Origin of the sequence: Duganella caerulea, from assembly GCF_040362985.1 — a bacterium.
GTDB classification, from domain to species: Bacteria; Pseudomonadota; Gammaproteobacteria; order Burkholderiales; family Burkholderiaceae_D; genus Rugamonas; species Rugamonas vulcania.
The window spans coordinates 641,274-654,548 of record NZ_BPWJ01000001.1 but is presented as its reverse complement, the minus strand read 5'-3'; the positions used below and the strand labels follow the sequence as shown (position 1 = coordinate 654,548).

The following is a 13,275-nucleotide window of genomic DNA, read 5'->3' as shown; positions in this document are numbered from 1 at the left end:
CAGGTGTAAACGGGATAACGAGCCTATTTTTCCGCATGCTCTAGCAGCGCTTGCAGTTTGGCGACTCGTTGCGGCTGCAGCTTCGCAAGCGCCAGCCTGCTTCGTAAAAATGCCAGTTGTGCCGGATCGCGCGCCACGTCAACGGTGATGAACTTTTCGACGTCGGATTCGGCGCGCAGGTTTTCTTGCAGCAGCGCGTACTGGTAACTGAATCGTTGGTTCTTCAGGTCATTCGCTGCCAATGCGTCTTCGTACTTCTTGCGCACAGCAGGATCCTTGATGCCCGATGGGGCGACGCCCGCGGGCAGTCCGGCTTCCAGCGGCGGCGCCACGGTGAGTTCCGGCAGGTCGTCTGGATTGAAGTCAGGGGCGATCTCGGCATCCATTGCGTCAAAGACGGCGAACCACAGCGCCAGTTTGTCCTTGGCTGGTGGCTGCCCGGCAGGCGGAGCCGGCAACACGAAGCCTGGCATGGCGTCGGCCAGCGAGATGGCTGTCGATAGCGGCGTGACATCGTGGGTCTTTTTAAATACTGCCAATTGCTGCATGGCCTGGTCAAACTGCTGCGACATTTTTTTCTCCGCCGGTGTGTGTTTATGTGGTGCCTTAAGCGCCGCGCTCCCATGGGCGGCCGGGTGTCCGGCCAAGCCCAGGAGCACTGTGATCAGTACAGCATAGCGCATGATGCTTGCTTTCTTAGTAGGTTGACGTCGGGTCCGTGAGCTTGGCCGCGCCTGAAGCGCCGGCTTTGCTGACGGTCATATCCCCGGCGGCATCTATGGTAAAGCGTTGATGGACGGTTGCAAAGACTTTATCAGCTCCGCCGCCGACCCGGAACTTCCAGGGGATCGCCCAGTCGAATGTGCCGTTCGAATACGGTGTGCCGAAATTGCAATGGCCGGATTGCGCGGTGTCGTTGGCGACTACCCTCGAACCCTTGCCGGCAATCGTAGGCCCGACCGGCACCCACGTGCCCGCACCGTGCGAGCCATGCCGAATGCCATCCAGGGGCGTGCCGACGAAGTAACCTGTCACCACGCCAGGGCAATCGTCCTCCGAAATCTGGATGAACTGGAACGACACCGTGTCCGGTGTGAGGTAGATAACAGTCTTGATGCCCACCGAGGGAATGCCATTGGTGTGCTGTATGCCTTTTCCGGGCTGGCGTTCCATGATCACGCCGGTCGGTTCGATGACGGTGAACGTCAGGGTGCAGGTGCAGCCGCCGCCGGTGGCCTTGATGGTGACGGTCGCCGCCTGGTCAGGCGCCTCGAAAGTGACCGTCTGACCGGTGGCGGAAGTCAACGTTCCTTTTGAGGCGGTCCAGGTGGCGCTGCCGAGGCTGTAGGTCAGCTTGACCTTTTCACCGACACCCACGGTGGTGCGCGTGCGGTCGGTCGGTAGCATCGCAACGGTCTCAACCGTGATCTTGGCGGCGGTGCAGGGGGACGCCGCCACAGTGGCCGGCGCCCGTGTCTTGACCTCTTTCGGGGTGGTGGTGCTGGATGCGATTGTCTTCCACGTCGTCATCGTTCAGCCCTGTGCAATTTCTAAGGACAGCGGCTGTTGCGAAGTCGTCGCGACGATGTGGGTGTGGCCTGTTTCATCGGTCACGCCTTCCTCGTAGGTGCCGTCGGCGAGCTTGATGCGATAGCGCTGGTTGGGAAGCGGCTGGCCCGTGGTCTCGTCTTTCACGATAAATCCTTGGTCAAATAATTTCAGCCGCGAGTCCGGCAATGCCGGCATGGCGGCTGCGGCGCTGGCGCCGCCTTCAAACACATGCTTCCCGCCCTTGACGGTGAAGTTGCCGGGGCAGGCGAAGGTGATGTCGCCGCCTTCCAGCGTGATCGACGACTGGCCGGCCTGCAGCACGATCTTCTGGTTAGCCTTGATCTCGATGCTGTCGTTGACCGAGATGACGGTGATCGACTTGTCGGCCAGGACCTCCAGCTGGTCGGTGTGCGCCTGCAGCGATACCGGGCCGTTGCCGGCGATCGCCTGGATGCCGCCGGCGTGCGTGAAGTAGCTCGCCGCGTTGGCCGCCACCGACGACACCGTGTAAGCGGCCGTCATGTGGACGTCGCCCTGCGTGACCCAATGCAGTTGCTGGCCGGCGAACAGCACGGTCGATGCCGGCGTGGCCCAGTTGATGCTGGACGGCGCGTCCATCAGCACCAGCGGGGCGCCGAATTTTTCCACCGGCTTGGCCGCGTCCAGATCGCGCGCGCCCTGCTTGGCCTGGACGGCCTGCTGGCCGTTGACCGCGCCGGCGTGCTTGCCCTTTTCCTTGGGATCGAGCTGCGAGATGAAATCCTGGTGCGCGTCGGCGGCTGCCTTGCTGAACAAGGCCTGCTGCTGCGTGGCCGCGTCACTGAGCTGCTGCGCCAGTTCCTTCGACGATTTCAAGGAGCGGAGCGCCTCGTCCGCATCCATCTGCGTGGACGTGACGCCGCTGCCTTTTGCGGCGCGCGCGCTGGTGGTCAGCAGCACGCCAGCGGCGCCGCGCACGGCGGCCCAGGCGTCGGTGCGCAGTTCGAAGCCGCTGCCGCGATAGCTGCCGCGCTGCGAGGAGGAGGGATCCTGCTGGATCAGATAACCCAGGTTCAGTTGCGTGGCGGCGCTGCTGGTGGCGAGGCGCGTGCGCACCTGGCCCGGCGTGTCGTCCAGCTGCCACTGGTTGTAGCCGCCGCCGTCGAAGTTGTGGCTGTGGATGCCGGACAGCGTGCCCGCATGATTGGCGCCCGAATCCACGCCGGCCGAAAACGGCGGCATGTCGGCGCCCGTGTACAGCTGCGCCACCACCAGCGGCCGGTCCATGTCGCCTTCAATGAAGTCGACCAGCACTTCGGTGCCGATGCGCGGCGTGAATTGCGATCCCCAGTTCGGGCCGGCCAGCGCTTCCGCCACCCGCACCCAGGTGCCGGAGGTTTCGTCGCCGGGCGCGTTGCCCTTGTTGTCGGTGTTGTGGCCCATGCCGCCGGCGTTGGCGCCTTGCCCACGCTGCCAGGCGAACTGGATTTTGACCTGGTGATCGCGGTCGGTGGTGGCGACCGCGTTGGCCAGGCCGACGATGAGCGCCGTCTGCGGGCCCAGCGCGGTGCTGGCGTTCGGCGCGGCGATGGCGCGCGGCACCACGGCCACGCTGTCGCGCACGCAGCCAAAGCTGTTGCGATAGGTGCCGTTCTCGATGCCGCCGCCGATCAGCGCAGCCGCCGTCTTGATCTGCGCCTGGAAGTTGTTACGCGCTTCGTGCCGCACCCACATCACCAGGAAGCGGTTGTCGCCATCAGCGTAGCGCTCGTGCTGCGTGAGCTGGAAGCCGTGGCCCGCAGCCAGCCGGCGCACCGCGCCCGCGCCTTCGAACATTTTGTTTTCCAGTTCAAGCGCCTGCAGCATCAGCTGGCTGTGCGGGTCGGCGGCCGCGCCGTTGTCGGCACCGCTGGCGATGCGCTCGCCGCTGCCGTCGTACACGGCCAGCACCGGCAGCTCGCCGGCATCAAGGCTGGACGCCTGCTCGGCCGATGGCGCCAGCAACTGCGCCGGGTCCCAGCTGCTGATGCCGACGGCGTTGGCCTGCACCCGGCGGCGCGCGGCGAAGCGGTCGATGGCGTCGTCGCTGTCGGTGGCGCGCACGCCGTGGAAGCGGATCTCGGCGTCGCCCGGCGTGTCCGGCGCGCGTGCCTTGCTGTCGAAGATCACCAGCTTGTGCTTGGCCTGGCCATCCTTGCTGTCGTCGTCGGCCTGGTCGTGTTCAAAACGCCAGCTCAGGCCTTCGGAGGCCAGCAGGCGGGTGAAGAATTCCAGGTCGCTTTCGCGGTACTGCGTGCAGATGGCGCGCGGTTCCAGCGTCTGTGTGACGTCGAATTCGAAGCGCAGCTGCGGATAGTCGCCCAGCAGCTCGGTGACGATGTCCTGCGCGTTCTTGTCCTGGAAGATGTAGCTGTCGCGCCGCAGCCGCAGCATCGACAACGCCGGTTCCAGGATCAGGCGGTAGCGCGCCACGCCGCCGTCGGCGCCCAGCCACGCGGCTTCGGTGCAGATGCCGTGCCATGCGCGGCGGCCGCCGTCCGGCTGCAGCAGCGTGACGGTCAGTTCCTCGCCGATGAAGATCGTCAGATCCAGGTCGGTCGATGGGCTCAATGCGTCGACTTCGAACGCATACAGTTCGTTGACGCCTTCGCGGCCGCTGAAGCGTTCCGCCATCAGCGATTCGGGCAGGTCCGATTCCTGCGCGCTGGCCAGTGTGATCAGGCGCGCGTGCTGGCTCAGGCCTGTGCCGAACAGGCCGAGGGCCGAGGTGATTTGCGACGTCAGATCCATCAGGGTAGTGTGATTGTCAGGTTGGCGGCACGTGGTGCCATTTTGACGACGTCGTTATACGCGTTCATGCGGTTCTCGGCGTTGTGGTTGAGCGAGGTGCGCAGGCCGATGTAGCCCAGCACGCAGATCAGGCCGAACACGGAGCACAGCACCCACAACGGCAGGTCGCTGCGCAGCTTGTGCTTGATCTGGTCGGGGCGTTCGGCGTGCGGCGCGAAGCCTCCGCGCTTGCCCTTCATGTGGGCGATTTCATCGCCCAGGCGCGAGGTGAGGTAGTTCAGTTTTTCCGAACCCTCGAGGATGTACTTGCCCTGGAAGCCCAGCAGCAAACACATATGGAACACTTCCAGCGCCTGCAGGTGCGCGCTGCCGCGCGCGCGCAGGTTCTCCAGGCGGTTGTAGAAGTTCTCGCCGGCCAGCTGCTCGCCGAACAGCACCAGCTGCAGCGGGCGGCGCTCCCACGCGTCGCGGATGCTGAAGTTGGAGCGCAGGATGATCTCGTCGACCGCCGCGCAGAAGGCGTACTTGGCGTTGTCCACGTCGTCGGGCGAGGCGTTCTGCTTCTTGGCGCCGCGGCCGAAGTCGTCCAGGAAGGCCGACATCTTGCGGGCGAACTCGCCGTCGTCCTGCGGGCCGTTGCCGTTCTTGAGCATGAACAGCGCGTAGAAGCCGTCGTACATCAGGTCGAGCAGGGTTTGCGGCGCGCTGGCCGCGCTGGGCGGAGCGCCCGCGCCGATCAGGGAAGGTGCGGTAACGGTATTCATGTTTGATCCTCGGTTCAGGAAGTGACGGCCACCAGGTCCAGCTTCAGGTCATGCATGCCGCCGGGGACGTATATGGAAATGGATTGGGCTTGCAGCATGCGCTCGTACATCTGGCCCTTGGCCTCGAGCGCGAAGTAGCAGGCGTCCGGGCGCACCGGCACGGCGGCCGGCACCTGCGGCGCATGCGACAGGCGCACGCCCGGCATCGCCGACAGCACGAATTTCTCGACGTCGTCCGGCGCGCCGATCTTGAAGCGCAGCGGCACGATGTCCACCATCTCGCTGGCCGGCAGGTCGGCCGAGACGGCGATGTAGAAGGTGGTCTTGTCGTCGATCTTCTGCGAGTCCAGCATGCCGTGGTGGTAGGAGGGCTTGACTTCCTTGAGCGCGATGGCGAAGTACTTCGACGAGATCACCGTGTCGAGCAGCTCGCGGATGATCTGGTGCAGCGTGGCGAAGCCGGGGCCGGGATCGGCGTGCTGGTAGGGCGGCAGGTCGGCCAGGGTCCAGCTTTTCGAGAAGGTCATCAGGGCGCCGGCCAGTTGCAGCAGCTGTTCGTACAGGCGTTCCGGGTGCAGCGCCGGATGATGGAAGTAGTGCGACAGCGAGGCGAACGCCGAACTGGCCGTGTGCAGCAGCCAGAAGGACGACATGTCGCCGGAGCGGAATTCGATCACGTGTTTGCTCGGCTCGCGGTGGTGGCCATACAGCGCGCTGACCTTGGCCTGCAGCGCGTCGATCAGGCGGCGCAGCTGCAGGAACAGCTGCGGCGAGCTGCGGATCGACAGGCTGGGCGCGACGAACGACGCATCCAGTTCGAAGCCGCCGGTGGTCGCACGGCGCAGGCGCAGCAGCGGGAAGTGGGTGTAGGAATCGCGCGGCTCGAATTCCGACACCAGCCGCACGGTCTTCTTCAGGTAGCTCAGCTGCGCCGACGCGGCCTGCGTGTACAGGTCCGGCGTTTCGCGGTTCGATTGCAGGAAGCGCACGGCGTTGCCGCCGTTGGCGGCGTCGGCGAAATTGCCGCCGAACGGTTTGAACGCGGGCAGGGCGGCGTAGAAGGTCACGCTCTGCTGCGACTGCGCCAGCTGGCTCAGGTCCACGGTGTCCGGCAGCTCGTCCTCGCCGGGGGCGCTGTACAGCTCACCGTCCTGGAAGCGCAGCGACAGCTCCAGCACGCGCAGGGTGTTGTTGGTCAATGCGTCACGGTCGATCTGGATCTGGTTCACGCCCCACGCATACGGGTGTAGCGCCTGCAGGCTCTGATGCAGGCGCTGCTCGTGGTACTGGTCCTGCTGCTGGAAGTGCTGCGGGCGCAGGAATAAGCCTTCGCCCCATAAAATTTTGCTGCTCATGCGTGCGTCCTTGAGTGTGTGGCGCATTGATGCCATTTGTTAAGTAGCAGAACAATAACATTTCTTGACAAACAGCCGCGTTCTTTTGATTTCTATCGTGCGCAGCTTAAAAAATAGGCAATCGGACCTCTGCGGCACTAAAAAGTTCCCCGCTACAAGCAAAAATTCAATTGAACGCCGTCAATAATAAATTTCTGATAACGTGCGGCCTGTTGGAAATAATTAGTGGTTAGGCATTCTTTTTTGATATTTAGTTTGAGGACAGCATGAAGACCGTAATCTCCCTTGGCCGCATCGGCCGTTTCATTGGCGCCGCTGTCTGCGCCGCATCGCTCACCGCTTGCATGACCCCTCCCGTGGTCCAGAAGCCCGCAACCCCAAGCATGGAAGACATGCTGGCCAAAGCCAGCCAGGCCAGCGGCGCCGGCCAGAAGGAGCAGGCGGTCACGTTATGGAAGGAAGCCGCGGAGGCCTACCCGGCCGACAAGACGCCGTGGACCAATATCGCGCAGACCCGTTATGAGGCCGGCCAGTATGGCGACGCCATCGTCAGCGCGCAGGAAGTGCTGGTGCGCGATCCGAACGACCGCCTTGCCAACAGCATCATCGCCATCAGCGGCCTGCGCCTGTCGACGCGCGCGCTGTCGGACCTGAGCCGCCAGAATAATTTGTCCGGATCGCTGCGCACCGAGTCGCAGGACCTGGCCAAGCTGCTGCGCGAAAGCCTGGGCGAGACCGTGCTGGTGCCACCGCCACCTGCGCCGCCGGCCGCTCCTGCACGGAACAACTACACAGCCAAGGGCAAAAAGGGCAAGCACAAGGCCGCTGAAGATTCAAGCGCCGATCCGTTCAACGCGTTGAAGTAATTAACCTAAACGATAGGGGAATCCCATGTCTAAAAATACCAGTGTCCAGAAAAAACTGCAGAAAATCCGTCCGCCACGGGTCCAGATGACCTATGACGTGGAAATCGGCGACGCCATCGAAAACAAGGAACTGCCCTTTGTGATGGGCGTGGTGGGCGATTTCGGCGGCAATTCGGAAGTCGAGCAAAAGCGCTTGAAGGACCGCAGCTTCGTCGGCATCGACCGCGACAACTTCGATGAAGTGCTCAAGGGTGTCGAGCCGCGCGCGGCCTACCGCGTGTCGAATGAGCTGAGCGACGAAGGCGGCCAGTTCGCCGTCGACCTGAAATTCAAGTCGATGGAGGACTTCCGCCCGGAAGCCGTGGTGCAGCAGGTCGAACCGCTGCGCAAGCTGCTCGAAGCCCGCACCAAGCTGGCCGACCTGCGTAACAAACTGGCCGGCAACGACAAGCTGGAAGACATCCTGAACGACGTCTTGAACAGCACCGAGAAATTGGCCGAATTGGGCCAGCAAACCACGAAGGCTTGATCATGTCCGCTCAACTGACTCCAGGCGGCGCGGCCGCCGCCACCACCGAATTCGCTTTGCTCGACCAGATCGTCGAAGAGAGCAAGGTCGCCAAATCCAGCGCCGAGCATGCGCGCGCCAAGGACCTGATTTCCGAACTGGTGAACCAGGTCATGGACGGCACCGTGGTCGTGTCCAACAACCTGGCCGCCACCATCGACGCCCGCGTGGCTGAACTGGACCGCATGATTTCGGCGCAGCTGTCGGCCGTGATGCACGCGCCGGAATTCCAGAAGCTGGAAAGCAGCTGGACCGGCCTGCACTACCTGGTGCGCAATTCCGCCACGGGCCAGAACCTGAAGATCAAGATGCTCAACGCGACCAAGAAGGAATTGGTCAAGGACTTCCAGTCCGCGCTGGAATTCGACCAGAGCACGATGTTCAAGAAGGTCTACGAAGAGGAATTCGGCACCTTCGGCGGTGCGCCGTTCGGCGCGCTGCTGGGCGACTATGAGATCACCCGCCAACCGGAAGACATGTACTTCATCGAGCAGATGTCGCACGTGGCGGCCGCCGCGCACGCGCCGTTCATCTCGGCCGCGTCGCCGGAGCTGTTCGGCCTGGAGAGCTACAGCGACCTGGGTAAGCCGCGCGACCTGTCGAAGGTGTTCGACACCATCGAATACGCGAAGTGGAAGTCGTTCCGCGAATCGGAAGACTCGCGCTACGTCGGCCTGACGCTGCCGCGCTTCCTGGGCCGCCTGCCGTTCAACCCGGCCGATGGCGCCGTCACCGAGGGCTTCAACTTCGTCGAGGATGTCGACGGCACCGATCACCAGAAATACCTGTGGTGTAACGCGGCCTACGCCTTCGGCACCAAGCTGACGGCGGCCTTCGAGGACTACGGCTGGTGCGCGGCGATCCGCGGCGTGGAGGGCGGCGGCCTAGTGGAAGACCTGCCGACCCACACCTTCAAGACCGACGAAGGCGAAGTCGCGCTCAAGTGCCCGACCGAGATCGCCATCACCGACCGCCGCGAGAAGGAATTGAGCGACCTCGGTTTCATCTCGCTGGTCCACTGCAAGAACACCGACTATGCCGCCTTCTTCGGCGCGCAATCGGCGCAGAAGGCCCGCAAGTACAACAGCGACGCCGCCAACGCCAACGCCGTGCTGTCGGCGCAGCTGCAGTACATCTTCGCCGTCTCGCGCATCGCCCACTACATGAAGGCGATGATGCGCGACAAAATCGGCAGCTTCGCCGCCGCCTCGAACGTGGAAGACTTCCTGAACCGCTGGCTGACCCAGTATGTGCTGCTGGACGATAACGCCAGCCAGGAACAGAAAGCCCAGTTCCCGCTGCGCGAAGCGTCCGTCCAGGTATCCGAAGTGCCGGGCCGTCCGGGCGTGTACCGCGCGGTGTCGTTCCTGCGTCCGCACTTCCAGCTCGACGAGCTGTCCGTTTCACTCCGTTTGGTCGCGGAGCTGCCTGCATCGACCAAAAACTAAGCAACCGTAGTACCTTTACTTTAACAACCGAAAGGAAGCAACATGGCAATCGACGTATATCTGCAAATCGATGGTATTAAAGGCGAATCCGCCGATTCTACCCACAAGGACTGGATCGAGGTCTCGACCGTGCAATGGGAAGTGCTGCAGCCAAAATCGGCTACCGCATCGACCGGCGGCGGCCACACCGCCGAGCGCACCGAGCACAAAGACATCGTTGTCTCGAAGCTGGCCGACCTGGCTACTCCTCTGCTGCTGCAAACCTGCTCGTCGGGTAAAACCATCCCTAAGGCAAAGCTGGAATTCCTGCGCGCCGACGGTAATGGCGAGCGTATCAAGTACTTCGAAATCGAACTGGAAAATGTCCTGATCAGCAGCGTCGCTCCAACCGTCAAGCAAGGCAACATCCTGACGGAAGACGTGGCGATCAAGTATTCGAAAGTGAAATGGAAGTATACCCAACAGAAAGTCGGCGGCGGTTCGGGCGGTAACACCTCGGGTGGCTGGGATCTGTCGGCCAACAAGACCGCGTAATCGACTGACTGTTTAATGGGATACCGATGAAGGGTTTTACGCCGGGACTGTTTGACCGGCTGATGGATATGCCAGTCAACGGCGCCTCCAACGGCACGGTATCGCGCTTGTCGATCGAGGACTTGAAGGACTCGGTCGCGCGCGACCTGGAAGCGCTCCTTAACACGCGCACCGTGATCCCGGAGGAGCTGCTGAAGCGGTATCCCGAATGCGGGCGCTCGATCGTGACATACGGCTTGAATGACTTTGCCGGTTTGTCGCTATCGAGCACCGATGATCGTGCTTTCATCTGCCGATGTCTTGAAAAAGCCATCGCGCGCCATGAGCCGCGCCTGCGCAATGTGCAGGCTTCGCTCGAACTGCGCGCGGATTCGATCAACCGCCTGAACTTCGCCATCACGGCGTTGCTGGTGGTGAGTTCGGCCCATGAACCGGTCAATTTTGACGCTGTATTGCAGCCGTCCAGCCTGCACTACACCATAAGCAAGGCGCGCCGTCTGGCGCAATCGGGAGCCTGAGTTGGACCAATTATTACCGTATTACGAGAGGGAGCTGGGATTCCTGCGCCGCTATTCGCGCGAATTCTCCGAACGCTACCCCAAGATCGCCGGCCGGCTGCTGATCGGCGGCGAGGTGTGCGAAGACCCGCACATCGAACGCATGATCGAATCGTTCGCGCTGCTCAATTCGCGCATCGCCAAGCGGCTCGACGACGACTATCCAGAATTTACCGAAGCACTGTTCGAGGTGCTGTATCCGCACTACCTGCGGCCGTTCCCATCGTGCTCGATCGCGCGCATGGACTTCAGCGGCGCCGCCGCGCAGCTGACCACCGCCAGCGAGATCGCGCGCGGGACCCAGCTGACCACGCGCCCGGTGCGCGGCGCCGTGTGCACCTTCCGCACCGCGTATCCGGTGACGATCGCGCCGCTGGCGCTGACGCATGCGGCCTTCGCCGCCATCATCGACGCGCCGGAAGCGACGCGCACGCCGCCCAACGCCACCTCCAGCATCAGCCTGACCATCTCCAGCACCTCGGCTCAGGTGGCGGTGCCGCAGCTTGGGCTGTCCAAGCTGCGCGTGTTCATCGACGGCGAGCCATCCTTCTGCGCCGCGCTGCGCGATGCGCTGTTCATGCGCGGCGTGTGCGCCTATGCGGAAGCGGACGGCAACGGCCGCTGGATTCCGCTGCACAAGATCCCGGTCAGCCCGGCCGGCTTCGAGGAAGAGGAATCGCTGATCGATTTCTCGGCCCGTTCGCACGCCGCCTACCGGCTGCTGACGGAGTATTTCTGCTTCCCGGAGAAGTTCAACTTCTTCGACATCGACCTGCATGCGCTGTCCGGCGTGCTGCCGGCCGGCTGCAAGTCGGTCACGCTGCACCTGGCCCTGTCGGGCATGCGCACCGATTCCAACACCGCCCGCATGCTCGGCACGCTGAACATCAACAACGTGCTGCTGGGCTGCACGCCGGTGGTCAACCTGTTCCACCAGCGCGGAGAGCCGATCCGGCTGACGCACACCAGCGCCAGTTACCCGGTGCTGGCCGACGCGCGCCGCGCGTTCGCGTATGAGGTGCAGTCGATCGATTCGGTGAAGCTGGTGCGGCAAACGCCGCAGGGCGAATCGGTGCTGGAGTTCCGCCCGTTCTATTCGCTGCGCCACGGCCAGACGCCGGAGAAGAACGGCCATTACTGGGTGATGCGGCGCGACGACATCATCGCCGACAAAAGCCCCGGCTACGAAACGCAGATTTCCATCGTCGATATCGATTTCGATCCGGCCGAGGTGGAGACCGACACCCTGAGCCTGGAACTGAGCTGCACCAACCGCGACCTGCCTGCCTCGCTGAGCTACGGCCAGCGTGGCGGCGACCTGTTCCTGGAGGGCGGCTCCAGCGTGCGCGCGATCAGCTTCCTGCGCAAGCCGACGTCCTCACACCGCTTCGAGCGGGGGCGCGGCGCGCACTGGCGGCTGATTTCCCACCTGTCGCTGAACCACCTGTCGCTGGCCGACGGCGGCCTCGATGCCTTCCGCGAGATGCTGACGCTGTACGACCTGCCGCGTTCACCGGCGTCGCAGCGGCAGATCGGCGGCATCCTGGCGGTGTCGCACAAGGCGGCCAATACCTGGCTGCCGGGGAATCCGTTCGCCTGCCTGGTGCGCGGCATCGAGGTGCGGCTGACCATCGACGAGGAAGCCTTCGTGGGTAGCGGCATCCATGCCTTCGCCCACATCGTCGAGCGCTTCCTCGGCCTGTACGTGCACGCCAACAGCTTCACCCAGCTGGTGATTGTATCGAATAAAACCGGAGAGGAGCTGTTGCGATGCACGCCACGAAGCGGCGATTTGAGCCTGCTGTAATCGAGCGGCTGTTCGCGCAGCCGTACCGGTTCGAGTACTTCCAGGCGGTTCGCATGCTGGAGCTGTGGTTGAAGCGGCACGGCGCGCCGGGCGAGGGTGCGGTGGCCAACTACCTGCGCTTCCAGAATTCGACGTCGCTGAACTTCCCGGCCAGCCAGCTGGAAGCGATGCAGCCGGAGCCGCGCGAGGTGCCGACCGATCCGCGCGCGCTGGCGCATGCGCTGCAATCGGCGCAGCTGAAGTACATCCGCATCACGCCGGCCTTCATGGGCTTCCTGGGCAGCAGCGGCACGCTGCCTGCGCACTACACGGAACGCATCGCGGCGCACGCGCTGTACGAAAAGGATGACGGTCCGCGCGCCTTCCTCGATACCTTCTCCAACCGCGCGCTGGCCCTGTTCTACGAGGCCTGGCGCAAGTACCGGCTGGAGCTGAAGTATCAGGTCGACGGCAAGGACACCTTCCTGCCGCTGCTGCTGTCGCTGGCCGGCATGGGCAACGAGTCGCTGCGGCGGCGCCTGGCCGACAACGGCGACGGCGTGCTCGATGAGTCGATCGGCTACTTCGCCACCGCCATGCGCCAGCGTCCGGCGTCGGCGGTGCAGATCGCGAAGGTGCTGTCGGAGTATTTCGGCCAGCCGGTCAAGGCCGAGCAGTTCATCGGCTGCTGGTACGACGTGCCACAGGAGCAGCAGACGGTGCTCGGCCTGGGTAACGCCATGCTGGGCGGCGGTGCGATGGCCGGCTCGCGCGTATGGCAGCGCGACCTGCGATTGCGGCTGGTGGTGGGCCCGCTGGACCTGGAAGGCTACGAATCCTTCCTGCCCGGCGGTAAGGCGGCAAAGGCGCTGAAAAGCATGTTGACCATGTTTACCGGCCTGTCGCTGGAATACGAGGTGCAGCTGGTGCTGCGGGCGGCCGACGTGCAAGGGGCGCGGCTGGAGGACGATCGCGTGGGCGGGCGCCTGGGTTGGGACAGTTTCCTGGTCACCGACGCCCAGACGCAGGACCGCGCCGATGTGCGCTATGAGATTCATACCGTATAAAAACAGTATA

The 13,275-nt window shown here is 63.6% G+C and carries 12 protein-coding genes; 7 read left to right on the top strand and 5 right to left on the bottom strand.

Translation table 11 applies throughout. The annotated features are described in order from the left end of the window. Positions 1-23: 23 nt before the first annotated feature. The 5 genes from ACUJB0_RS02805 to tssK are packed head-to-tail and all read right to left on the bottom strand — an operon-like array spanning position 24 to position 6,439. Positions 24-683, bottom strand: a complete 660-nt coding sequence (locus tag ACUJB0_RS02805; RefSeq protein WP_444843887.1) for a hypothetical protein — start codon at positions 681-683, stop codon at positions 24-26. A 13-nt stretch (positions 684-696) separates the two neighbouring features. Further along, positions 697-1,530 carry a hypothetical protein gene (locus ACUJB0_RS02800; RefSeq protein ID WP_444843886.1) on the bottom strand — a complete coding sequence of 278 codons (834 nt, stop codon included), beginning with the start codon at positions 1,528-1,530 and terminating at the stop codon, positions 697-699. 3 nt (positions 1,531-1,533) lie between these two features. Continuing rightward, positions 1,534-4,320 carry a type VI secretion system Vgr family protein gene (locus ACUJB0_RS02795; protein WP_444843885.1) on the bottom strand — a complete coding sequence of 929 codons (2,787 nt, stop codon included), beginning with the start codon at positions 4,318-4,320 and terminating at the stop codon, positions 1,534-1,536. Beyond that, a complete protein-coding gene (icmH, locus tag ACUJB0_RS02790; protein WP_444843884.1) occupies positions 4,320-5,084 on the bottom strand; it encodes a type IVB secretion system protein IcmH/DotU in 765 nt (254 codons plus the stop codon). The genes ACUJB0_RS02795 and icmH overlap by 1 nt, the downstream gene beginning before the upstream one ends. Positions 5,085-5,098: 14 nt before the next feature. Beyond that, a complete protein-coding gene (gene tssK, locus ACUJB0_RS02785) occupies positions 5,099-6,439 on the bottom strand; it encodes a type VI secretion system baseplate subunit TssK (protein ID WP_444843883.1) in 1,341 nt (446 codons plus the stop codon). 266 nt (positions 6,440-6,705) lie between these two features. Here tssK and ACUJB0_RS02780 point away from each other — a divergent pair, with 266 nt between their 5' ends. Genes ACUJB0_RS02780 through tssG form a run of 7 tightly spaced genes read left to right on the top strand, consistent with a single transcriptional unit; the run spans position 6,706 to position 13,265 of the window. After that, entirely contained in the window at positions 6,706-7,305 is a 600-nt protein-coding gene (locus ACUJB0_RS02780) for a tetratricopeptide repeat protein (protein WP_444843882.1), read from the top strand. 25 nt (positions 7,306-7,330) lie between these two features. Then, the gene (gene tssB, locus ACUJB0_RS02775; protein WP_117010944.1) at positions 7,331-7,834 is read left to right on the top strand and encodes a type VI secretion system contractile sheath small subunit; all 504 of its coding nucleotides are present in this window, start codon (positions 7,331-7,333) and stop codon (positions 7,832-7,834) included. A 2-nt stretch (positions 7,835-7,836) separates the two neighbouring features. Continuing rightward, positions 7,837-9,321: a type VI secretion system contractile sheath large subunit gene (tssC, locus tag ACUJB0_RS02770; protein ID WP_161085690.1), complete on the top strand. Its 1,485-nt coding sequence runs from the start codon at positions 7,837-7,839 to the stop codon at positions 9,319-9,321. Between the two features lie 42 nt (positions 9,322-9,363). After that, positions 9,364-9,855 carry an Hcp family type VI secretion system effector gene (locus ACUJB0_RS02765; RefSeq protein ID WP_444843881.1) on the top strand — a complete coding sequence of 164 codons (492 nt, stop codon included), beginning with the start codon at positions 9,364-9,366 and terminating at the stop codon, positions 9,853-9,855. A 26-nt stretch (positions 9,856-9,881) separates the two neighbouring features. Next, entirely contained in the window at positions 9,882-10,373 is a 492-nt protein-coding gene (tssE, locus tag ACUJB0_RS02760) for a type VI secretion system baseplate subunit TssE (RefSeq protein WP_444843880.1), read from the top strand. A 1-nt stretch (position 10,374) separates the two neighbouring features. Then, positions 10,375-12,219, top strand: a complete 1,845-nt coding sequence (gene tssF / locus ACUJB0_RS02755; protein ID WP_444843879.1) for a type VI secretion system baseplate subunit TssF — start codon at positions 10,375-10,377, stop codon at positions 12,217-12,219. Continuing rightward, the gene (tssG, locus tag ACUJB0_RS02750; RefSeq protein ID WP_444843878.1) at positions 12,183-13,265 is read left to right on the top strand and encodes a type VI secretion system baseplate subunit TssG; all 1,083 of its coding nucleotides are present in this window, start codon (positions 12,183-12,185) and stop codon (positions 13,263-13,265) included. The genes tssF and tssG overlap by 37 nt, the downstream gene beginning before the upstream one ends. Positions 13,266-13,275: the final 10 nt, after the last annotated feature.